Below are 20504 nucleotides of genomic sequence, written 5' to 3'. Positions count from 1 at the left end.
GCCATGGAAACCACTACGCAGCTCGACCCGGCCATGCGCCAGCGCGTCATCGACGCGATCTGTGACCTGCTGCCGAAGGTGCTCAAGGCGCCCGCACCCGGCGCCTCGGCGAACACCGCGCTCCTCGACGAGCTGGGCATGAACTCGACCCGCGGCCTGGAGCTGATGCTGGAGCTGGAGGAGTTCCTGGAGATCGAGATCAGCGTGGAGGATCTCGACCGGGAGCACTTCACGACCGTCGCCACGCTCGCCGACTACGTCGTGGCCAACGTGCTGCCAGCGACGTGACCGGGATCTGGACCGCCGGTGGGGTCGACAGGCACTCCCCCGGCGGGCTGACGCTGCGCGCCGTCGCCCGGCGTTCCTTCGCCGGGCAGGCCGCGATCGGTGCCGACCCCGCGCACCGCGAGCGCCTGCGCGCGTACCTCAGTGATCTGGTCAGGCCCGCGGGCCTGGACCTGCGCACGGACGTCCTGGACCGCGGACATTCCTACGGGGAGATGGCTGAGGCGCTGCTCGGGCCGGTGCTCGGCGACGACCGCTCCGTGGACCTCATCGTGCTCGCCCACGCCATACCCGACGTGACCCCGGGCCGGGCCACGGCCGCGTACCTGAGCCACCTCTGCCCCGGCAACCGCATGGCGTTCGCGGTCTGCGACCAGGGCACAGCAGCCCCGTTCACGGGCCTCAAAATCATCTCCGAGTACGCGCGAACGGGCGGCTGTCCGCGCGCGCTGCTGCTGATCCTGGAGCAGGCGACGCTCCCCTACGACGCCCCACCGGCCACCCCGGTGCCGGACGGGCACACGGGGGTCGCGCTGCTGTGGGAGGCCAACGGCGGCTCGGTGCCCCTCATGGACGGGCTGCGGCAGCGTCCCCGCGTCGCGCCCGACGAGGTGGCGCAGGCACTCCGCGAGGACCTCGCGGTCTCGGCGGCACCGACCGTCATCGTCAACGCGACGCTCGCGGCGGCGTGCGGGCGTGGCGGGCTGCCCGCGTCGGCTCGCGTGGCGCCCCCCGGCATGCCCACGACCGGGGTGTGGTGGGCGCTCGGCGCGGCCCTGGCCCGCGAGCGCGGGCCCGTGATGCTGGCCGACTACGAACCGGTCCTGGGCTACCTGAGCACCTGCGTGGTCAGCGACCGGCCATGACAGCACCGCCGCCGGTGGTGACCGCGCGGAGAAGCATTCCCGCCGGCCCATCGTGGACGCGATCCAGTACGAGGTGCGCACGGGCTGTTCATGGCGGCAGTACCGGTCGACTTCCCGTGCTGGGAACTCATCTCAATCCACACGTAGATCACCGAGCTGGATCGGTACGTACTCAAGGCCGATCCGTACGAGAGCCGCTCCAAACGGGTGCTGACTCGAGGACCAGACATCGTAACGACTCAGAACGCCCACGCGCAGACGCCCGGGACTTCCCGCGGAATGGCAGCAACCGTCAGGGAGGTGGCGCCGTGCTCGCACGTACTATCAGTTCCTGCTCCGGGAGGTACGGCTGCGACGAGCCCTTGCCGTCAATGCCGAGCTGTGCGGCCAGAATGGCGAACGCGCGCGCACCGAGCGCCGGGAAGTCCTGGCTGACGGTCGTCAGCGGAGGGTCGAAGAAGGCGGACTCGGGCGCGTTGTCGTACCCCATGACGCTGACGTCGGCGGGCACCGAACGCCCTGCCTCCTTCAAGGCCCTGATCACCCCGAGCGCCATGTAGTCGTTGGCAGCGAAGACGGCGGTCACCGAACGATCGTCGGCCAGCCTCTTGCCGAGGGCGTACCCCGAGCGCGAATCCCAGTTGCCGTACAGGACGTCGGGCACGGGCGCCCCCGCTTGTGTCAGCGCCTCGCGCCAGCCGGCGACGCGCTGGTCGGTCCCGAACTGATTATGCATGCCCGCCAGGTGGTGGACGGTCGTGTGGCCCATTTCGAGCAGGTGCCGGGTGGCCCTCGCCGCGGCCGACCGGTGGTCGTACGTCGCGACGGGAAGGCGCGTGTCGGTGGGCGCCCACACGGCCACCAGCGGCACGTCCGACCGGAGCTGGTCGAGAACCCCCGTCTCCGAACTCATCGCGACGTTGACGACGATGCCCGCCACGGAGAGCGACAGCAACTGCTCGACCGCCTGCTGGAGCAGATCCGGCGTCGGCCTGGGCAACCCCGCGACCGTCGAGTAGTACCCGGCCTGACGGGCCGCGCTCTCGACGCCGTAGATGACCAGCGACGGTCCCGGACGGGGCAACTCGTCGCAGATGACCCCAATGCTCGACGCATGACCGGTCTTGAGGGCGCGCGCCCACACGTTCGGTTGAAAGCCCAGGTCGCGCATGATCCCCATGATTCGCGTCCGGGTATCGGTGCTCACGCCGGGCAGGCCCCGGACCACCTTCGACACCGTTTGTGACGAGACGCCAGCCGCCTTCGCGACGTCACGCATTCCGATGCGTCTGTGCGCCACTTGCGGCCCCCGCTGTGTCTCGCCGCCTGGGTGTACGTTCACCCCGCCATCCTAAGCCCTTGCGCAGGGGTCATCGCGGTCCCCTGTCGGTTTGAGTCGAGGCGCCGTCCAATCACGACTCGAGGTCTCGGCGCAACGCGTGCATCACGTGTTCGGGGAGGGCTGTCAGCGGCGGCAGCACCTCGCGGGACGCGATGACGCCGAAGGACTGGAGCAGGGCCTTGATCCCACCGATGAGCGAGCTGGTCGGGCCGATGCCCGCGACCTTGTGCCGGGCGAGGGCCGCGAGGAGGGACAGCATCCGGTCCTGCGCGTCGTCGCCCCGGGACGGATCGGTTTGCACCGCCTCCCACAAAGCCACCACCGCCTGCGGATCGACGTTGCAGACCGAGGCGACGACCCCGCTGCCACCGGCGGCGAGCGCACGCGCCGCGAACGGCTCGTACCCCGAGAACACGGCTTTACCGTAGCGATTCCCGAGGTCGATGGCCGTCGCGAGGGTGTCCCAATCGTGCCCCGAGTCCTTGACGCCGACGACCAGGTCCTCGGCGAAGAGCTGCTCCACGACCTGCGCTGGCATGGCCTGGTGGGTCATCGGCGGAATCGAGTACGCGAGCACGGGAAGTGCGGTCGCGCTCGCGACGGCCCGGAAGTGGCCGACGATCTCCTCGGGGGCCACGTCGACGTAGAACGGCGTCGTGACGACGACGCCGTCCGCGCCGCCGCGCTCCGCCACCCGCGCGGCCGCGACCACGCCCTGCGTACCGGGCGCGAGGGCGCCGACGAGAACAGGTACCTGTCCTGCGGCCGTGTGTACGGCGACATCGACGACGTCCGCCAGCATCGCCGGGTTCAGGAACGCACCCTCGCCCGTCGTTCCGGCGACGAACAGACCGTGGACGTTCGCCTTGAGCTGGTGTTGGCAGACGGCCTCCTGCGACGCCTTGTCGACGTCTCCGCCTGGGGCGATCGCGGTGACGACGGGCGGGATGACACCGCTGATCGCCGACGAGACTGCTGATGACATTTTCACTGCCTTTCCTTGTCGCACACCATGGCTATTTCACCGATCCGGCGGTCAGGCCACGGATCAGGTGGCGCTGCATGAACACGCAGAACACGATTACTGGAATGGCGGCAAGCAGCGCGGATGCCGCGATGAGTCCCCACTCCGGCCCGGCGTCGGTGACGAACGTGTTGATGAGGACCGGATAGGTCCGTGCCTGGTCGAACGTCAGTACCAGGGAGAAGAAGAACTCGTTCCAGGAGAAGACGGTGCAGAAGACGGCGGCCGTGGCAACGGCTGGCCGCAGCAACGGGACGGTTACCCGCAGCATCGTCTGTATGGGTGTCGCCCCGTCGACCAACGCCGCTTCCTGGATCTCCCGCGGTATGCCACGTACCGCCGGTTCGATGATCCAGATGGCGAGCGGCAGGTGGAACGCCGTGTAGACGAGGACGAGCGCCCACACGCTGTCCAGCAGCCCCGCGGAGCGCACCATGGAGAACAGCGGGATCACCACGGCGAACGGCGGCAGGAACCGCAGGAGCAGGAGCGCGACCGAGATGTGCCGGCCGAAATCGCGCGGGAACCGGTGGGCGCCCAGGCTGTACGCCGCCGGTATCGCCAATGCCAGCGTCGTCACCGTCGAGACCGCTGTCGCGATGAGCGAGTTCTGGAAGTATCTCCACTCGCCGTCGGGAGAGAAAATTCGTCGGAAGTGTTCCAGCGTGAACGACTCCGGAAGGATTGCCGGCGGGTACACCAGGATCTCGTTGTTGCGCTTGAACGCGGTCGACACCATCCACACGAACGGCAGGAGCACCATCGCGGACAGCAGCAGGATGGCGGCCGTCAGTGCGATACGGCGGACGACCTTGGCAAGAATCTTCATGACACCGCCTTCTCGACGGAGCGGAGCAGCCGGATGAAGGCGAACGCGAAGAGCACCAACGCCGCGATGATCGTCACTGCCAGGGACGAGGCGTAGCCCTGGTCCCACTCGGCGAAGGCACGCCGGTACATGAATATCGCGACGGTGGTCGTGGCATTGCCTGGTCCGCCGGATGTCAGGTTGAACGGCAACTCGAACACTTTCGTCGAGTCGACGGCCCGCAGCAGAATCCCGACGAGCATCACCGGGAGCATGAGCGGCAGCTTGATCCTCATGAACACCTGCAGTGCGCCGGCACCATCGAGGCGCGCCGCCTCGATGATCTCATCGGGGATGCCGACGAGGCCTGCGGTGATCATGAGGAACAGGAACGGCGTCCACTGCCAGGCGTCGACCGCGATCAGTACCCACAGGGCCCTGTCGGGGTCGCCCGTCCACACTGCGTCCTTCGTGCCGAGCAGCCAGTTCACCCAGCCGTACTGGGGGTTGAGCAGCGCCCGCCAGCAGATGCCGATCACCACCGGGCTCAGCATCATCGGGATGGCGAAGACCGTGCGCAGTACGGTGTTCAGCCGTGCCACCCGGTTCTCCAGCAACAGCGCGAGCGTCCACGCGAGAACCAGCTGGACGAGTACGCCGCACACCAGGAAGACCACCGTGACGCGGGCCGCCTGCCAGAAGTCCCCGTCGTCGATCATCCGGGTGTAGTTGTCCAGGCCGGTCCAGGTCGCCTCCCCGCTGGCCCTGAGCTCGTGGAAGCTCAGGAACAGCGTGCGGAGTATCGGCCACAACGTGAACACCGCCACGACCGCCGCGGCGGGCAGCAGCAGCCAGAAGTAGATCGTGGGCAGATGACGCCGCCGCTTCTTGTTCGCGCGTTTCTCTGGCGTGTCCGTGGGCCGAGCGGCCATGATCGTCGCCATGCTCACTTCCCCTCTGTCGCGGCGGGTCATCTGCTCCATCGAGCGCTGACGGCGTCGGCTAGCCGGCCTGGTTCACAAGGTCGGCGTACTTGTCGACGATGGACCGCGCCGCCTCGTCGGACGAGCTGATCTGGCCCGCCATGTACTTCGACAGCGTCTCCATGACCATGTTGTTGATCTTAGAGGCGGTCACACCGTTCGGGATGCCGTAGCCGGCATCGAGTCCGGCGCGGACTCCGGCCGCGTAGAAGGTGTCCCGCAGGCCGGGGTTCTCGTACGTCGAGGCACGCACCGCGCTCTTGCCGAACTGGGTCTGACACGTGAGGTCGAGCTCGACGTTGGCGGCCATCTTCGACCACTCGTACGCCGCGTCCGGCCGCTTGGTCTTCGAGGACACCGCCATCGCCCAGCTGCCGATCTCGCCATGGCCGCCGGGCATGACGGCCGCGCCGACCTTGTTGTACACCTTGTTCTCGGGCGTTTCGTTGATGAGCAGGGCGAGCACGGTCGACGGCATCAGCTCGGTCATCACCGCGTTGCCCGCCTGGAATGCCCGCTGCGCCTCCGTGAACGTGGCCGCCAGTGCACCCGGAGGCGAGTACTGCAGGGTGTGGCGCTTGAGCTGCTCCATCGCCTGCTTGGTCAGCTCGAGGTCCATCGTCGAGCCCGGCTGGCCGAGCGGGCCACCGCCGAGGCCCCAATAGCGGTTGTCGAATGCCTGCTGGATGTGCTGGGACGCGGCCTTGATCGACGTACCGTAGAGGCCCGGGTATTTCGGGTTGTTCGTGAAGTGCTTAGCGATCTTCTCGTATTCCTCCCATGTCTTGGGCACCTCGAAGCCCTCGGCCTCCAGGAGGTCCTTGCGGTAGAACAGCGTCTCCGCCTGGGCTGTGAACGGGATGGCGTACTGCTTGCCGTCGTTGGTGTAGAGGTCCATCACCGGTTCGAAGATCCCGTCGAGGTCCGCGTCGTTCTTCGCCCGCTCGGTGAGGTCGGCCAGCAGCCCTTGGGCGGCGAATTCGCCGGTCCACTGGTAGGCGAGCATGATGACGTCGTAGGCACCGCCGCCAGCGAGCGCCGTGATCGCCTTGTCGTGGAACGTCGGGTAGCCCTCGTGGACCATCTTGACCTCGCGGCCGGTCTTCGCCCTGAAGGCCTTGGCGATCTCCTCCGAGCACGGGTCGTAGGAGGCGCTGGCCAGCATGAGCACGCTCAGCGGCCCGTCGGCGTCCTTACCGGTCGGCTGTGCTCCCGAGTCCCCGCCGCAGGCGGCGAGGGAGGCGACCGTGGCCATTGCCACGGCGAGGGCGAGGCCTCGTTTCCTGCCTAGCTTCGTACCCATAATGACTTCTCCTCTTTCCTTCCGACAACATCAGCGCAAGAGGTGCGTATGGCGCTTCGGGTCAACTCGCCAGGCGGGTCAGCTTGTCTTCCAGGCCGTGGTCACGACGCCACCGCACATAGCGGTCGACCGTCTGGGGCGTGATCGCCTCCGCCTCGGGGCAGATGACGTTGCCTTCGAGGTGCACCGGGTCCATGCCCATCACCTCGAGTGCCTCGTCCACGCCGACCCTCACGAGGGTGGCCACCGCCGTGGCGGCGTAGTAGCCGAAGTAGTACTCCTTGATCCACACCGCCGTGTCGACGATGCCTTCCTGGAGCAGTTCGATGGTCTCGGGGAGGACGTCCCACCCGAAGACCACCGGCTTGCGCGCCAGGCTGCGGACGCACTGGCCCTGGATCGCGGTGTGGTAGGAGTACACGCCGTAGAGCGCGTCGACGTCCGGGTGTTCCGCCAGGAGCTGCTCGCAGTTCCGTCGGCTGAGCGCCACGTCTTCGCCATCGTTGGCACCGCCGACGACGCTGTGGCCGTTCTCCTTCATGACGTCGACGAAGCCGTCGAGCTTGCCGCGCGCCCCGGCCGCCTTCTCCGAGCCCGTCTGCAGCCCGATGAGGCGTGGCCCCGGTGGCAGCAGCGCCAGCATCCGCTCGCCGGCCCAGCGCCCCATCGTGTAGGGGTCCTTCATCCCGACGTACAGCTTGCGGCCGCTGCGCGGGGCGTCCAGGTCGAAGCAGATGCAGGGCACGCCGCGGTCCGCGGCCTCCGCGACAACCTCGTCGAACGCGTCCGGGTAGGTACCGACGAAACCGAGCACGTCAACGCCGTCAGCTAGGTGCCGCCGCATCATCGCGAGCTGTTCGTCGATGTTCTCCTGCACCGGGGCCGCCACCGCGACCTCCATGCCGAGCCGCGCCGCCGCTTCCCGCCAGCCGGCGTTCTCCCCGTCCCAGAAGGTGTGCTGGTTCTTCTCCACGATCCCGACCCGAATCGTCGGAAGCGCCGAGGTCGGGCGTTCGCCGCCGGGCATCACCGGGAACCCCCGGCGGGTACGGCGTCGGGGTAGCGGACCTCTTCGATGCCGAGGCCCGGCCCGTCCGGAACGATGGCACACCCGTCGACAAGCTGCACGCCGCCCCGGCCGACGATGTCGAACTCCAGGAGCGTGTGACAGGTGACACCGGTGTAGAGGGGCCGGCGCGACGCGACGGCCAGGTGCGCGACCGCGGTATTGGCGATCCGCATGTCGTTGATCTCGTCGACGATGTACGAGACGTTCGCCGCCTCAGCCATGTGAATCATCTGCCGGCACTTCTGGATGCCCCCGACGCGGCTCATCTTGAGACTGACGATGTCCGCCGCCCCGAGGTCGAAGATCTTCCGCAGGTCGTCGGCGGTGCGGATCCCGTCGTCCAGCAGCAGCGGAATCTGCGTGTGCCGCCGGATGTAGGCCTGTCCGGCGAAGTCGGCCGCGTGCGTCGGCTGCTCGATGATGATGTTCGTGGGGAACTGCGGCCGCCGCTCGAGCTCGCCGAGGATCCGCAGGGTCTGCGTCGTCGACCAGCCCTGGTTGACGTCGAGGGAAATCGTCACGTCCAGCGGAACCTGGTCAAGCAAGGCGTGCACCAGCCGCAGGTCGTACTCGGTGTTGCCGCTCATCTTCTGCTTGAAGATGCGGTAGCCCTGCGCCATCAGCTTGCTGACCTGGGCCGACGTCTCCTCGTACGTCGCCGGGCTGATGTGGGTCACCACCTTGTCGTGCACCCGGCCGCCCAGCAGCTGATATACCGGCACGCCCAGTGCCTTGCCGGCAAGGTCGTGCAGCGCCATGTCGATACCGACCTTCGCCGCGTGGTTACCGATCGGCGAAAGGCGGTCCATCTCGGCGTTCAGTGCCGTCAGCTCCACCGGGTCCCGCCCGATGAGATAGGGCTTGAAGTACTCGATGCCGGCGATCGTGTGGTTCTCGTTCTCGCCGTAGAGTCCCGGTGTGTTGGGTGCCTCCCCGATGCCGAACACGCCCTCGTCGGTGTGGATGGTGACGACGACGTTCGACTGGGCCGGGGGTTTCGGGTAGAAGCGCAGGTCGTGCTGATACTCCGGTTTGTACCCGACGACGACGGGCACGTAGGTGATGTCGGTGATCTTCATCGCGTGGCGTCGCTCTCTTGTCCTTCGGCCGGGAACTGGAGGGCCTCGATACCGAGGCCGGGCGCGTCCGGCAACGTGGCGTGGCCGTCAACGAGCTGGACTCCTCCGCTCTTGACGACGTCCCACTCGAGGCTCGTCCAGCAGGCGGTGCCGGTGTACAGGGGTTTGCGCGAGGCGAGCGCGAGATGGGCGACGGCCGTGTTGGCGACCCGCATCTCGTTGATCTCGTCGACGATGTACGAGACGTTCGCCGCCTCAGCCATGTGGATCATCTGCTGGCACTTCTGGATGCCCCCGACGCGGGAAATCTTGAGGGAGACGATGTCCGCGGCGCCCAGCTCGATGATCTTCTCGAGGTCGTCGACCGTGCGGATCGCGTCGTCGGCCATCAGCGGGATCTGGGTCCGCTCGCGGATGTAAGCCTGGCCCTTGAAGTCAGCAGCCCGCGTCGGCTGCTCGATGATGAGGTTCGTCGGGAACGTCGGCCGCCGCTCGATCTCCTCGATGATGCGCAGGGCCTGAAGGGTAGACCAGCCCTGGTTGACGTCGATGGAGATCGTGACGTCGGGTGAGACCTGGTCGAGGAGGCTATGGATCAGGGCGAGGTCGTACTCGGTGTCGCCGCTGCCCTTCTGCTTGAAGATCCGGTAGCCCTGGCCGACCAGCCGCTCGATCTGGGCGACGGTCCCCTCGTACGTCGCGGGGCTGATGTGCGTGATCAGCCGTTCGTGTACCCGGCCGCCGAGCAACTGGTACACGGGAACACCGAGCGCCTTCCCGACCACGTCGTGCAGCGCGACGTCGATCCCGGCCTTCGCGGCGACGTTGCCAATCGGCGACATCCGGTCGAGTTCCATGTTGAGCGCCGTGATCTGCAGCGGATCCCGCCCGACGAGGAACGGTCGGAAGTAGTCGAGGGCCGCCATGGTCTGAGCCGCGTTCTCGCCGTAGATGCCGGGCGAGTGTGCCGCCTCGCCCCAACCGACGAGGCCCTCGTCCGTCGCGATCTCGACGATGACGTTCGCTTGCTCGGAAGGCTTCGGGTAGAAGCGGCGGTCCTGCTTGTATTCAGGCTTATAGGCAACTTCAACAACTTTGCCCGTTATGCCGATGATCTTCACCAGCCATACCCTCCTTGTGCCAGAATTGGATTAACGTTCACCTAACTCTGAAGCCGTCGCCGCAGCGAAAGCAGAAACAGAGACCGTGATGGACATGATCTACATGTGGCAGGGAGGTTATCGTTAAACACGATGATGGGTCAAGACCTGCCACGCTCGTCGCAACACGCAGGCCGGAACGTCGGCATGCGCGACCGCGTGGGCGCGTCGTCGACGTCGATGAGAGAGCACGTATACGCCGGCGGCGATGTGCTGCGAAGCGTGATGACCGCACGGTGACGTAGCTGCCACCACCGGTCAGGTCGGAAGCGTCAGGACAGGTCGGACGGGTAGGGGTGCCGATCAGTCAACGACAATCCCGATGGCATGCCCGCCACCCTGAGCACCTCACCGCCCGCCTCGGCGAAGCCCGCCATCAGTGCGCATGTGATCAGCGATCGACGGATCTGAACCGCCGACAACCTCTTCCGGTTGCCGTTCCTCGTCATTGCTTGCTGCGACCTGTCATCGGTTGCCATCCCCTTGACCTCAACCTGAGTTGAGCTCCTACGGTCGCTGGCATGTCTGACACGGAGATGCTGACCGGGCTCGTCGCGACCATTGAGCGTACGCAGCGGGCGGAGGACGTCGTGGGATTCCTCGCGCTGTTCGACCCAGACGCCGTCTGGGTGACCGGCGGTGGTCGCCGGCTCATCGGCCGCACCGCCATCGCCGAGTTCACCCGTGCCGTACTGCCCGGCGGGATGGCCGGTGGCTCGGTGACCTACAAGGTCGAGCACATCGCGTTCATCACCGACGACGTCGCCGTCACCGGCGTCAACCAGCAGTACACCGGCCCCGACGGCCGGCCGACCGGGGCGGGCCTGCCGACCTACGTGTGGCGCCGCGCCGGCGGCACCTGGCGGATCGTCGTCGGCCAGAACACCACGGTCGCGTAGCGGCGGCCCATGCCTTGCCTGCCGGTGCGAGGATCTGTCGGATGGACAGCGTTCTGCCGCCCGGCGCCGCCGACACGTTCGCGCGCGCCCGCCGGGTTGTCGTCTTCACCGGCGCCGGGATGTCGGCCGAGAGTGGCGTACCGACCTTCCGCGACGACCTCACCGGCCTGTGGGCCCGCTTCGACGCGCACCGGCTTGCCACCCCGGAGGCGTTCGACGACGATCCGGATCTGGTCTGGGGCTGGTACGAGTGGCGGCGCGCCCGCGTACGCAAGGCGCAGCCGAACGCCGGGCACGCGGCCGTCGCCGCCATCGAGGCGGCCCGCCCGGGCACGGTGGTCGTCACCCAGAACGTCGACGACCTGCACGAGCGGGCCGGCTCGCGCGCGCCGATCCACCTGCACGGCAGCCTGTTCGCGCCGCGCTGCCTCGCCGGGCACCCGGCCGATCCGCCGCCCGACGACGCCGACGCCGACCTCGACGACGGCCGCCGGATGAGCCCACCCCGTTGTACGCGCTGCGGAGCGCTCGTACGCCCGGGAGTGGTGTGGTTCGGCGAGGCCCTGCCGGAGGCCGCCCTGGCCGCCGCGTACGAGGCGGCCACCACCTGCGACGTGCTGCTGACGGTCGGCACGTCCGGCGTCGTGTACCCGGCGGCCGAGATCCCGCGCGTCGCGGCACGCGCCGGCGCCACCGTCATCCAGATCAACCCGGAACCGACGCCGCTCGACGCGGTCTGCGCCATCAACATCCGGGCGTCCGCCGCGCAGGCGCTGCCGGCACTCGCCATCACGCTGGGTGACTGACCCCTCGCCATCGGCGATCTGTCATAGACTGCTATCTATGAGTTTGACGACCCCTCGCGCGGCGCGGGTCCTCGCACTGATCGCCGCACTGCTCGCCGTCCTCACCGCCCTCACCGTCATCAGCGCACCGCCCGCTCGCGCGGACACGGTCGCCCCGGCGTTCACCTCCCCCTTCAAACCTTTGCCGTCCGCCTCGGCGACGGCCGGCACGTGCACGGCCGCCAACTACGTCTGCCTGTACGAGGGCCTCGGCCTGACCGGCCCGCAGGTCGCCGTGCGGCCCGCCGAGCGCGGCGGCTGCATCGACCTCGGCGCTATCGGCTGGGCGGGGCGCGCCCTGTCGGCGAAGAACACGTTCGCCCGCGAGGCCGTCACCTACCCGAACAGCGACTGCACCGGCCGCCCCGACGGCATCCCGGGCAACGGCTCGAAGTCGCCGCTGCTCTACTCCCCCGGCAGCATCTGGGTCTTCGACGCCTGCAACTACTCCGGGTCGCTGTGCCTCTACGAGCGTGTCGACTTCAACGGCGCGGAGTTCACCGCCCAGGCCCTCAACCCGGCCGTCGGCACCTGCGTCGACCTGGCCGCCCACGGTTGGGGTGGGCGCGCGGCGTCCGCGGTCAACCGCAACGCCGCGACGGCCGTCCTCTACTCAGGGACGAACTGCACCGGCACGTCCTACCCGGTCGCCGGCAACTCCTGGAACCGGGCGCTGGGCTTCTCGGCCAACAGCGTCTTCGTGTACTGACCTGGTCGGGCCGGGACTCCAGCGTCATGGCGCCACAACGCTGGGGTCCCGGCCCGCTGTCCGGTGCTACGTGACGCGGTGGTTCAGGCGCCCAACTGGGCCAGGTGGCGCTGGCGCATGAGGAACTTGCGGACCTTGCCCGTGGGGCCGAGGACCAGGTCGGAGTCGGGCACCACCAGCACCGACCGCACGGTCGCGGCGACCGGCGCCGTCAGGGCCGCGCGGACCTCGTCGGTGCGGTCCACGGACGGGTCGGCGTTCGCGTCGAGCTGCACGAGCACGTCCGTGACGACCTGCCCGTCGATGCGTACCGCCACGAGCGTGCAGTCGCGGATGTCCGGGCACGAGCGCAGGATGCGCTCCTCCGACATGGCCGTGTAGAGCCACTCCCCGCCGCCGAGGTCGACCGCGTCGACGGCCCGGTCGACGTGGTAGTAGTAGCCCTCCTCGTCGCGGTACATGAGGTCGCCGGTCAGGTAGTACCCGGCGAGCCGGTTGCGGTACGTGTTGACCGAGTCGTTCCAGTATCCGGGCGCGAGCGTCGGGGACTTGAGCCCGAGGTGGCCCACGGTCCCGACCGGCAGCTCCCGGCCGGTGGCCAGGTCCAGCACGGCGACGTCGGCGAACACGTGCGGCTTGCCGACGCACCGCCCGTACCGGTTGGTGTCGTTGCGGTGGGCGATGTAGAAGGCCGAGTGGCCCATCTCGGTGGACCCGATCCCGTCGACGAACGTCGAGCCCGTCACCCGGGTGACGCCCTCCCGCGTGACGACATCGCGCGAGCCGACGGCCACCAGGCGGCGGATGTGCGCCTCGTGCGCGCAGTCACCGGTGTTGAACCACAGCGACACCGAACTCATGTCGTACTCGGAGAGGTCGTAGCGGGCCATCTCGGCCCACGTCACCGCGAAGCCGAACACCCCCGACGGCTTCCACCTGGTGACCGCGTCGAGCACGGCGGCCGCGTCGTCCTGGCGGGACAGGAACAGCAGGTCCGACCGGTTGCACAGCGCGTGGTTGACGGTCATGATGCCGGCCGCGTGCGGCGCGGGCAGCGCCGACAGGATGCGCTCCGTGCCCCGGGCACGGGGCGCCGACAGGCGGATGCGCCGGGTCGCCGCGAACAGGCTGCCGTGCGAGTGCACCACTGCCGTGGGCATCCGGGTAGTACCCGACGAGTGGGTGATCGCGATCGGGTCGTCGAGGTGGTGCCGGTAGGGCGGCGGGGCGTCGGCGGGGTCGGCGACCCCGAGCTCGGTCGCGACACCGCCGAACAGGGTCAGCGGGCCGAGGTCGCGGCCCTCGAGCAGGTCGCGGTGACTGGCGTCGACCAGCACGCCCGCGCCGCGCAGCTTGCGGATGTACTCCGCCGCCACGTCCGGGGCGATCTTGGGGTTCATCAGCGCCGGGATGGCCCCCAGCCAGGTCAGCGCCCAGAAGCTGAGGAACGTGTCGGCGGCGCTGGTGACGTACACGGCGACCGGGTCGCGCGCGACGACGCCCTGCGCGCGCAGCCACGCCGCGCGGGCGGCGACCCGCTCGTACAGGTGGCCCAGCGTCAGGCCCTCCCAGGCCGGGTGGCCGTCCACGTCGACGTCGAACGTGATGCCGGGGCCGTCGAGTTCGGCACCGTGCTCGACGAGCTTCCACAGCACGTTGCCCGCGCCGAGGTCGGCGTCGCCCACGAGGGCGGCCCGGATGTTCGTACCCATCGTGGTCTCCCTAGCGGACGGTGCGCTCGAACAACCGCGCGGACAGCAGCACGGTGGCGATCGCGAGCACGGCGACGATGAGCGAGCCCTGCCATACGACCGGGTCACCGAGGCGTCCGTCGAACAACGCCCGCATGCCGTCGGTGGCCCACGAGAAGGGGTTGGCCTTGGCGACGTTCTGCATCCACAGCGGGGCCAGGGTCAACGGCAGCAGGACGCCCGCCAGCAGCGCGACGGGCTGGCCCACCGTGTTGATGATGTTGCCGAGGGCACCCTCGTTGCGCACGTACAGGGTCAGGTCGTACGACAGGGCGGTCGCCATGAGCGCGATGACCGCGAGCAGCAGGTACGCCAGCAGGATGTTGACCAGCGGGACCCGCAGGCCGAACGCAAGCGCCAGCACGGTGATGATGACGGACTGGCCGAGCAGCGACGCCACGTCGCGCAGCGCCCGCCCGAGCAGCAGCGCCGAGCGGCTGACCGGGGTGACCCGGCAGCGCTCCATGATGCCGGCGCGTATCTCGGCGAGCAGCCCGAACCCGGTGAACAGGCCGCCGAACAGGCAGGTGATCACCAGCAGGCCGGGCACGTAGACCCGGTACGCGGCGGTCAGACCGCCCTCGCCGGTCGGGAGGAGCGCCTTCTGCAGGAAGGGGGTGAACAGGATCAGGTACGTGATCGGCTGGGCGAGCGCGAAGGCGATCCAGATCGGGGAACGCAGCATGAGCGTGATCTGGCGGTGAAAGATGAGCCAGGTGTCGCGGGCGAGCTTCATGTGTCTGTGGGGCCTTTCTCAGTCGCGCAGCGACTTGCCGGTCTTGGCGAGGAACACGTCGTCGAGGGTCGGGCGGTGCAGCTCGATGGTCGAGAGCTCCATGCCGGCGCCGGCCAGTTCCCGCATGAGGGCGGGGATGGCGGTCTCGCCGGAGTCGACGTAGAGGCGCAGCGCGCCGTCGTCGCGTATGTCGGAGGACAGCACGTACGGCTGGCTGGCGAGCAGGCTCGCGGCCTTCTCCGCGATGCCGGTGCCCGTGGCCTCGTCGCTGCCGGCCAGGCCGACGATCACGGCGTCGCCGGAGATCTCGCGCTTGAGCGCGGCCGGGGTGCCCTCGGCCACGATCTGGCCCTGGTCGATGATGGCGACCCGGTCACAGAGCGCGTCCGCCTCGTCGAGGTAGTGGGTCGTGAGGAAGACCGTGAGACCTTCGGCGCGCAGCCGGCGGATCTCGTCCCACATGTTCGCGCGGCTCTGCGGGTCGAGGCCGGTCGTGGGCTCGTCGAGGAAGACCAGCTTGGGCGCGTGGATGATGCCCAGGGCCACGTCGAGGCGGCGGCGCTGCCCGCCCGAGTACGTCTTGCAGGGCCGCTGCGCGAAGTCGCCCAGGTCGAACGACTCGATCGCGGCGGCCGCCGCCTTGCCGGCCTCGACCTTCGACGCCCCGTAGAAGCGGGCCTGCAGGATGAGTTCCTCCTCGGCCGTGGCCTCGTCCCACGTACCGCCGCCCTGCGCCACGTAGCCGATGCGGCGGCGCACCTCGCCCGGGTCGCGCAGCAGGTCCGCGCCGGCGATGGTGGCCGTGCCGCCGTCGGGGGCGAGCAGGGTCGCGAGCATGCGCAGCGTGGTCGTCTTGCCGGCACCGTTCGGCCCGAGGAAGCCGAAGATCTCGCCCTCGGCGACGGAGAGGTCCACGCCGCGCACGGCGTCGACCGTCGTCGTCTCGCGGCGTTTGCGGTCCCGGTACGACTTGCGCAGCCCGACTGTCTCGATCATGCAGTAACTCCCAGTGAAGCGCCTCGTAACCAACTGACCACTCGCGGGGTCAGACTAGGGCCGTCACCTGGGCCAGACAATGGTCAATAGTTCTATATATAACTGAGGCGATCGCTGATTGCGCTGACGCCAATGTTGTGCCGCCAGGCATTTCGTCGCACAGCGGGTGCGATGGGGCCCGATCAGGCGGTGTTAGACAGACTCATGCGGTCTACACGCAATCGCCTGCGCTTCCTCGTGGCAGCCCTGCTGGCCTGCCTGGTCCTGCTCGCCACGGTCGCGGCCATCGCCGCCGTCCGGCATCTCGCCGGCGCGATCAGCGCGCCCGACGTGTCCCCCCTCGGCGCCCTGCTCGGCGTGGGGGACGTCGCCATCCTGATCGCCGTCGCGGTCGCCGGGTACCTCGTACCGGCCGTCGGCAGGGAGGTGGCCGCCGTGCGCGAGCGGCGCGCCGACCTGACCCGCGATGTCGCCGACGGCCTCGGCGACCTGTTGATCCGCGTCGCGCGCGGCGAGGCCGTCGACCACACCGGCGGCGCGGGCCGCCTCGCGGCCGACGACGACGACACGCTGCGCGCGTTCGCCCAGGCGTACGCGGCCGCGGCCGGCGCCGCCCTCGCCCAGGCCGCTCTCGTGCGCGACGTGCGGCGCCTCGCGGTCGGCCTGGCCCGCCGGGGACAGTCCCTCGTCGCGGACCAGCTGCGCCTGCTCGACGCGACCGAGCGCGACTGCCTCGACGCCGACGACCTCGCGCGGCTGTTCGAGATCGACCACCTGGCGACCCGCCTGCGCCGGCAGATCGAGGACCTGCTGATCCTGTGCGGCGACACGCCCGAGCGGGACATCCCGGCGACCGTGCCCGTGCTCGACGTCGTCCGCGCGGCCCTGTGCGAGGTCGCCGACTATCCGCGCGTGCGCCTGCTGCCCATCGAGTCGGCGTGGCTGCACGGCGACGCGGTGCCGGACGTGACCCACCTGCTGGCCGAGCTCATGGAGAACGCGTTGCGGTTCTCCCCCGCGACGACGGCCGTACGGGTGACCGGCGCCGCCCTCGACGGGTACACGATCGAGATCGAGGACAGCGGGATCGGCATGGCCGGGGCGACACGCGTGCTCACCAACGACGACCTCGTGGCGGGCAGCGCGGCCGCGGTGTCCGCGGGGGGTCGGCTGGGGGTGGCCGTCGCGGCCCGCCTCGCCCAGCGGCAGGGCATCGAGGTACGGCTGCGCGAAAGCCCGCACGGCGGCACGATCGCGGTCGTGGTGCTGCCGGCCGCGCTGCTCGCGCCGGCCGCATCGGTGACCCGCCCCAGGCGGGTGGTGCTCGGCACCGTGCCGGGCGGTTCCCTCTCAGGCGGTTCGCTGTCGGGCGGTTCGTCGTCCGGGGGCGCGGCGGCCGGCGCCCTGCCGACGCGCGTGGGTGGCGGCACGGGAGCCCGGGCGGCGGGGGTGCCCGGGCGCACGTTCGCCACACTGGCCCACCCGTCGGGCTGAGTCCCACGCGTCCCGGCCGGTCGGGGGGCCGGCCGGGACGCGCCGCCGGCGGGTGACAACGCCCGCGAGTCGGGCCGCCGCCTCGTTGGGCACGGTGATGAGACGACGGTTCCCGAACCCGGTCATGCTGCTCGACGGGGCGCTCACCCAGGCGCTGCTGCGCCGGTCCTGGCGGTCGTTCACGGACCGTCCCCGCTGGTGGACGCCGGCCGTGCAGGCGCTGGCGACGCGCGCCGCGCTGGGCCGCGCGGCGCCGTGCGCGCCGGCGGACTCAGGCGGACTCGCGCACCACCAGCTCGGTGGGCAGGGTGACGGCCGAGGGGGCGTCGCCGGCCATGAGGCCGAGCAGCAGCCGGACCATCTCGCTGCTGATGCGGGCCCACGGCTGGCGGATCGTGGTCAGGGCCGGCTGTGACGTGAGCGCGATGCTGGAGTCGTCGAACCCGCCGACCGCGACGTCGCCCGGCACGGACCGGCCGGCGCGGCGCAGCACCGTGAGCGCGCCGGCGGCCGTGAGGTCCGAGGCGACGAAGACCGCGTCGAGGTCGGGTGCCTGCGCCAGCAGCCGCTCCATGGCCGCCTCGCCGCTGGCGCGGGTGTAGTCGCCGGTCACGACGAGCGACTCATCGCCCGCCGCGCCGAGCACCTCCCGGTATCCGGCGAGACGCTCGATGCCGCCGGCCGTGTCCAGCGGGCCGGTGATCATGCCGATCCGCCGCCGTCCCAGGCCGGTCAGGTACTCCACCATCTGGCGGGCCCCGTCGCGCTCGTCGACGCCGACGTACGCCACCCGTCGCTCGTACCCGATGGGTTTGCCGCAGGCGACCACGGGCAGGTCCTGCGCGGCGAGGGCGTCCAGGAGCGGGTTGCCGCGGTGTGTGGAGACGAGCAGCGCCCCGTCGACGTGCCCGGACGTGAGGTAACGCGCGACCCGCGCCCGCTCGTCCGGCATGCCGGCGATCGTCATGACCAGGGTGATGTCGTGCTCCGCGAGAGCCTGCGTGCAGCCGTGCATGAGCAGGCTGAAGTTGGGGTCCTCGAAGAGGCGCTCCTGCGGCTCCGTGAGCACGAACGCCACCGACTGCGACCGCTGGGTGACCAGGCTGCGGGCATGCTGGTTGACCACGTACCCCGTCTGCCGGATCGCCTTGCGGACAGCCTCAGCGGCGGGCCGGCTCACGTTGTGCCCCCCGTTGAGCACCCGGGAGACCGTTCCTCGGGACACGCCGGCCACGGCCGCCACATCATCCATGGTCGGCCGTGGCCGGCGGGTCGGGCCGCTGGGCTGTCGCGCCACGGTCACGTCCGTTCTATCCCCTGGTCGCTCCGGAGAGCAGGTCGATGCGCCAGTATCGCTGCAAGGTGAGGAACAGAGCCGCGAGCGGCAGGATGGACAGCAGCGATCCGGTGATCACCAGGGTATACAGTGCCGGCGTGGTATTGCCCTGCTTGAGCAGGGTGTAAAGCCCCACAGTGAGCGGGAACTTGTGGTCGTCGCTCAGCATGACGAACGCCAGCAGGAAGTTGTTCCAGATCGCTACGAACTGGAACAGGAACACCGTGACGAGGCCCGGACGCATGATCGGCAGGGCGATCATGGTGAAGATCCGCAGGTCGCTGGCACCGTCCGTGCGGGCCGCCTCGATCAGCGAGTCCGGGATGGCGGCGGCCGCGTAGATGCGGGCCAGGTACATGCCGTACGGGCTGACGATGCTCGGCAGCAGCACCGACCAGTACGAGTCGGTCAACCCCACCTTCGCCATGAGCAGGTACTGCGGGATGGCCAGGGTGACCGCCGGCACGAGCACGCCCGCCAGCAGGATGTTGAAGATGAGATCGCGCCCCGCGAACCGGTACTTCGCGAGGGTGTAGCCGGTCAGCCCGGACAGGATGGCCGACAGGAAGGCACCGACGCCCGCGTAGAGGGCGGTGTTGCCCGTCCATTCCCAGAACATGCCGCCGCGGTAGATGGTCAGCTCGTGGATGTTCTCGAACAGGGCGGTGCCGGGCAGGAAGGTGAGCGTGTCGAACAGGTCGTTGCGGCTCTTCGTCGCCGCGATGATCACCCAGGCGACCGGGGTGAGGCAGTAGACGGCGCCGAGCAGGAGCACCGCGGTGCCCATGACGCTGGTGCTGCGCTGGCGGGCGGCCCGCGGCACCGCCGGCTTGGGGGTGGTGGCCGGCCTGCCGGTCGCCAGGGCCGTACTCATTGCTCCTCCGATCCGAAGGCACGGTTCTGCACCACGCGAAGGAACCCGAAGGAGAGGATCAGCGTGAGGCCCGCGATCACGATCGACGTGGCGGCGGCCGAGTAGAGGTCGTTGCGCACGAACGCGTCCCGGTAGATCTTCATCAGGGGGGTCCAGGTCGAGGACAGCGTGTTGGTCATCGGCGCGAGCGTCGTGGGCTCGGTGAAGACCTGCAGCGTCGCGATAAGCGAGAAGACGGTGGTCATGATGAGCGCGGGCGTCACCATCGGGATCTTGATCCGCCAGGCGATCTGCCACTCCGAGCACCCGTCGATGCGGGCCGACTCGAACAGCTCGCGCGGGATGGCCCGCAGCGACGTGTAGATGACGATCATGTTGAATCCGACGCCGCCCCACACGCCGATGTTCGCCAACGACCCGACGACCGAGCCGGACCCGAGCAGGTCGGGACCGTCGACGCCGAGCTTGTTCAGCACATAGTGCAGCGGGCTGACCGCCGGCAGGTAGAGGAAGCCCCACAGCAGCGAGGCCACCACGCCCGGCACGGCGTACGGCAGGAAGATGGCGATGCGCCCGAAGCGGGCGAAGCGCGTACCCGGCGCGTCCAGCAGCAGCGCGAACAGCAGCGCCGACAGCAGCATCGCGGGGAGCAGGATCGCGCCGTAGCCGAGCACCCGCAGGGCGCCGGACCACAGCTCCGGATCGCTGAAGGCCGCCCGGTAGTTGTCGAACCCGGCGAAGACCTCCTTGCGGGATCCCTTGCCCAGGCCCAGGCCCGAGACCTGGACCTTGCGGAAGCTCAGGTACGCCGTGTACCCGATCGGGACGAGCAGGACGAGCGTGAAGAGGACCACCGCCGGGGCGAGGAAGACGTACGGCACCGCGGTGGGTGCCGTACGCTTCCGCGACCGGCCGGCAGGTGTGGCGTCCACGGTCATGGTGTGG

At 69.4% G+C, this 20504-nt stretch carries 21 protein-coding genes; 6 read left to right on the top strand and 15 right to left on the bottom strand.

What is annotated here, in order from left to right; all coding sequences use genetic code 11:
- The first annotated feature begins 3 nt into the window (after positions 1-3).
- Both ABD191_RS06105 and ABD191_RS06100 read left to right on the top strand, forming a co-directional pair.
- Entirely contained in the window at positions 4-288 is a 285-nt protein-coding gene (locus ABD191_RS06105; RefSeq protein ID WP_344077753.1) for a phosphopantetheine-binding protein, read from the top strand.
- On the top strand, positions 285-1151 hold the full coding sequence (locus ABD191_RS06100) for a 2-hydroxy-acid oxidase (protein ID WP_344077751.1): 867 nt from the start codon (positions 285-287) through the stop codon (positions 1149-1151). Before ABD191_RS06105 ends, ABD191_RS06100 begins: the two co-directional genes overlap by 4 nt.
- 292 nt (positions 1152-1443) lie before the next feature.
- Here the strand turns inward: ABD191_RS06100 and ABD191_RS06095 are convergent, their stop codons facing one another.
- From ABD191_RS06095 to ABD191_RS06055, 9 genes are all read right to left on the bottom strand, one after another.
- A complete protein-coding gene (locus ABD191_RS06095) occupies positions 1444-2430 on the bottom strand; it encodes a LacI family DNA-binding transcriptional regulator (protein ID WP_344077749.1) in 987 nt (328 codons plus the stop codon).
- Positions 2431-2563: 133 nt separating this feature from the next.
- The gene (locus ABD191_RS06090) at positions 2564-3478 is read right to left on the bottom strand and encodes a dihydrodipicolinate synthase family protein (protein WP_344077747.1); all 915 of its coding nucleotides are present in this window, start codon (positions 3476-3478) and stop codon (positions 2564-2566) included.
- Positions 3479-3509: 31 nt separating this feature from the next.
- Positions 3510-4346, bottom strand: coding sequence for a carbohydrate ABC transporter permease (locus ABD191_RS06085; protein WP_344077745.1), 837 nt, complete (start codon positions 4344-4346; stop codon positions 3510-3512).
- Complete coding sequence (locus ABD191_RS06080; protein ID WP_344077743.1) at positions 4343-5269, bottom strand: carbohydrate ABC transporter permease; 927 nt, start codon at positions 5267-5269, stop codon at positions 4343-4345. Before ABD191_RS06080 ends, ABD191_RS06085 begins: the two co-directional genes overlap by 4 nt.
- A gap of 58 nt (positions 5270-5327) precedes the next feature.
- Positions 5328-6611: an ABC transporter substrate-binding protein gene (locus ABD191_RS06075; RefSeq protein WP_344077741.1), complete on the bottom strand. Its 1284-nt coding sequence runs from the start codon at positions 6609-6611 to the stop codon at positions 5328-5330.
- Between the two features lie 61 nt (positions 6612-6672).
- The gene (locus ABD191_RS06070) at positions 6673-7584 is read right to left on the bottom strand and encodes a substrate-binding domain-containing protein (RefSeq protein WP_344077739.1); all 912 of its coding nucleotides are present in this window, start codon (positions 7582-7584) and stop codon (positions 6673-6675) included.
- Between the two features lie 53 nt (positions 7585-7637).
- Complete coding sequence (locus ABD191_RS06065; protein ID WP_344077737.1) at positions 7638-8759, bottom strand: mandelate racemase/muconate lactonizing enzyme family protein; 1122 nt, start codon at positions 8757-8759, stop codon at positions 7638-7640.
- Entirely contained in the window at positions 8756-9880 is a 1125-nt protein-coding gene (locus ABD191_RS06060; protein WP_344077735.1) for a mandelate racemase/muconate lactonizing enzyme family protein, read from the bottom strand. Before ABD191_RS06060 ends, ABD191_RS06065 begins: the two co-directional genes overlap by 4 nt.
- Positions 9881-10191: 311 nt before the next feature.
- Positions 10192-10398, bottom strand: a complete 207-nt coding sequence (locus ABD191_RS06055) for a hypothetical protein (RefSeq protein ID WP_344077733.1) — start codon at positions 10396-10398, stop codon at positions 10192-10194.
- A gap of 42 nt (positions 10399-10440) precedes the next feature.
- Here ABD191_RS06055 and ABD191_RS06050 point away from each other — a divergent pair, with 42 nt between their 5' ends.
- The 3 genes from ABD191_RS06050 to ABD191_RS06040 are packed head-to-tail and all read left to right on the top strand — an operon-like array spanning position 10441 to position 12372.
- Positions 10441-10818, top strand: a complete 378-nt coding sequence (locus ABD191_RS06050; RefSeq protein WP_344077731.1) for an SgcJ/EcaC family oxidoreductase — start codon at positions 10441-10443, stop codon at positions 10816-10818.
- 41 nt (positions 10819-10859) lie between these two features.
- Positions 10860-11624 (top strand): SIR2 family NAD-dependent protein deacylase, encoded by a 765-nt coding sequence (locus ABD191_RS06045; RefSeq protein WP_344077729.1) that lies wholly within the window; start codon positions 10860-10862, stop codon positions 11622-11624.
- Between the two features lie 37 nt (positions 11625-11661).
- Positions 11662-12372, top strand: coding sequence for a peptidase inhibitor family I36 protein (locus tag ABD191_RS06040; protein WP_344077727.1), 711 nt, complete (start codon positions 11662-11664; stop codon positions 12370-12372).
- An 83-nt stretch (positions 12373-12455) separates the two neighbouring features.
- On the opposite strand, the gene ABD191_RS06035 is transcribed toward ABD191_RS06040, so the two are convergent.
- The 3 genes from ABD191_RS06035 to ABD191_RS06025 are packed head-to-tail and all read right to left on the bottom strand — an operon-like array spanning position 12456 to position 15855.
- Positions 12456-14084 (bottom strand): class I adenylate-forming enzyme family protein, encoded by a 1629-nt coding sequence (locus ABD191_RS06035; protein ID WP_344077725.1) that lies wholly within the window; start codon positions 14082-14084, stop codon positions 12456-12458.
- Between the two features lie 10 nt (positions 14085-14094).
- The gene (locus ABD191_RS06030) at positions 14095-14859 is read right to left on the bottom strand and encodes an ABC transporter permease (protein ID WP_344077723.1); all 765 of its coding nucleotides are present in this window, start codon (positions 14857-14859) and stop codon (positions 14095-14097) included.
- Between the two features lie 18 nt (positions 14860-14877).
- Positions 14878-15855 (bottom strand): ATP-binding cassette domain-containing protein, encoded by a 978-nt coding sequence (locus tag ABD191_RS06025; RefSeq protein ID WP_344077721.1) that lies wholly within the window; start codon positions 15853-15855, stop codon positions 14878-14880.
- A gap of 204 nt (positions 15856-16059) precedes the next feature.
- Here ABD191_RS06025 and ABD191_RS06020 point away from each other — a divergent pair, with 204 nt between their 5' ends.
- Positions 16060-17349: an ATP-binding protein gene (locus ABD191_RS06020; RefSeq protein ID WP_344077719.1), complete on the top strand. Its 1290-nt coding sequence runs from the start codon at positions 16060-16062 to the stop codon at positions 17347-17349.
- Positions 17350-17620: 271 nt separating this feature from the next.
- Here the strand turns inward: ABD191_RS06020 and ABD191_RS06015 are convergent, their stop codons facing one another.
- The 3 genes from ABD191_RS06015 to ABD191_RS06005 are packed head-to-tail and all read right to left on the bottom strand — an operon-like array spanning position 17621 to position 20497.
- Positions 17621-18646 (bottom strand): LacI family DNA-binding transcriptional regulator, encoded by a 1026-nt coding sequence (locus ABD191_RS06015; RefSeq protein WP_344077717.1) that lies wholly within the window; start codon positions 18644-18646, stop codon positions 17621-17623.
- 13 nt (positions 18647-18659) lie between these two features.
- Positions 18660-19559, bottom strand: a complete 900-nt coding sequence (locus ABD191_RS06010) for a carbohydrate ABC transporter permease (protein WP_344077715.1) — start codon at positions 19557-19559, stop codon at positions 18660-18662.
- The gene (locus ABD191_RS06005; protein WP_344077713.1) at positions 19556-20497 is read right to left on the bottom strand and encodes a carbohydrate ABC transporter permease; all 942 of its coding nucleotides are present in this window, start codon (positions 20495-20497) and stop codon (positions 19556-19558) included. The genes ABD191_RS06010 and ABD191_RS06005 overlap by 4 nt, the downstream gene beginning before the upstream one ends.
- Positions 20498-20504 lie beyond the last annotated feature (7 nt).

Origin of the sequence: Luedemannella helvata, assembly GCF_039528415.1 — a bacterium.
GTDB lineage: Bacteria > Actinomycetota > Actinomycetes > Mycobacteriales > Micromonosporaceae > Luedemannella > Luedemannella helvata.
This window is presented reverse-complemented; position numbering and strand designations above follow the sequence as displayed.

Coding starts and splice junctions, on each gene's coding strand:
- ABD191_RS06050 (WP_344077731.1), top strand. CDS start 10,441: ATGTCTGACACGGAGATGCTGACCGGGCTCGTCGCGACCATTGAGCGT.
- ABD191_RS06095 (WP_344077749.1), bottom strand. CDS start 2,430: ATGCGTGACGTCGCGAAGGCGGCTGGCGTCTCGTCACAAACGGTGTCG.
- ABD191_RS06085 (WP_344077745.1), bottom strand. CDS start 4,346: ATGAAGATTCTTGCCAAGGTCGTCCGCCGTATCGCACTGACGGCCGCC.
- ABD191_RS06020 (WP_344077719.1), top strand. CDS start 16,060: ATGCGGTCTACACGCAATCGCCTGCGCTTCCTCGTGGCAGCCCTGCTG.
- ABD191_RS06045 (WP_344077729.1), top strand. CDS start 10,860: ATGGACAGCGTTCTGCCGCCCGGCGCCGCCGACACGTTCGCGCGCGCC.
- ABD191_RS06105 (WP_344077753.1), top strand. CDS start 4: ATGGAAACCACTACGCAGCTCGACCCGGCCATGCGCCAGCGCGTCATC.
- ABD191_RS06090 (WP_344077747.1), bottom strand. CDS start 3,478: ATGTCATCAGCAGTCTCGTCGGCGATCAGCGGTGTCATCCCGCCCGTC.
- ABD191_RS06010 (WP_344077715.1), bottom strand. CDS start 19,559: ATGAGTACGGCCCTGGCGACCGGCAGGCCGGCCACCACCCCCAAGCCG.
- ABD191_RS06080 (WP_344077743.1), bottom strand. CDS start 5,269: ATGGCGACGATCATGGCCGCTCGGCCCACGGACACGCCAGAGAAACGC.
- ABD191_RS06075 (WP_344077741.1), bottom strand. CDS start 6,611: ATGGGTACGAAGCTAGGCAGGAAACGAGGCCTCGCCCTCGCCGTGGCA.
- ABD191_RS06005 (WP_344077713.1), bottom strand. CDS start 20,497: ATGACCGTGGACGCCACACCTGCCGGCCGGTCGCGGAAGCGTACGGCA.
- ABD191_RS06035 (WP_344077725.1), bottom strand. CDS start 14,084: ATGGGTACGAACATCCGGGCCGCCCTCGTGGGCGACGCCGACCTCGGC.
- ABD191_RS06040 (WP_344077727.1), top strand. CDS start 11,662: ATGAGTTTGACGACCCCTCGCGCGGCGCGGGTCCTCGCACTGATCGCC.
- ABD191_RS06030 (WP_344077723.1), bottom strand. CDS start 14,859: ATGAAGCTCGCCCGCGACACCTGGCTCATCTTTCACCGCCAGATCACG.
- ABD191_RS06055 (WP_344077733.1), bottom strand. CDS start 10,398: ATGGCAACCGATGACAGGTCGCAGCAAGCAATGACGAGGAACGGCAAC.
- ABD191_RS06025 (WP_344077721.1), bottom strand. CDS start 15,855: ATGATCGAGACAGTCGGGCTGCGCAAGTCGTACCGGGACCGCAAACGC.
- ABD191_RS06065 (WP_344077737.1), bottom strand. CDS start 8,759: ATGAAGATCACCGACATCACCTACGTGCCCGTCGTCGTCGGGTACAAA.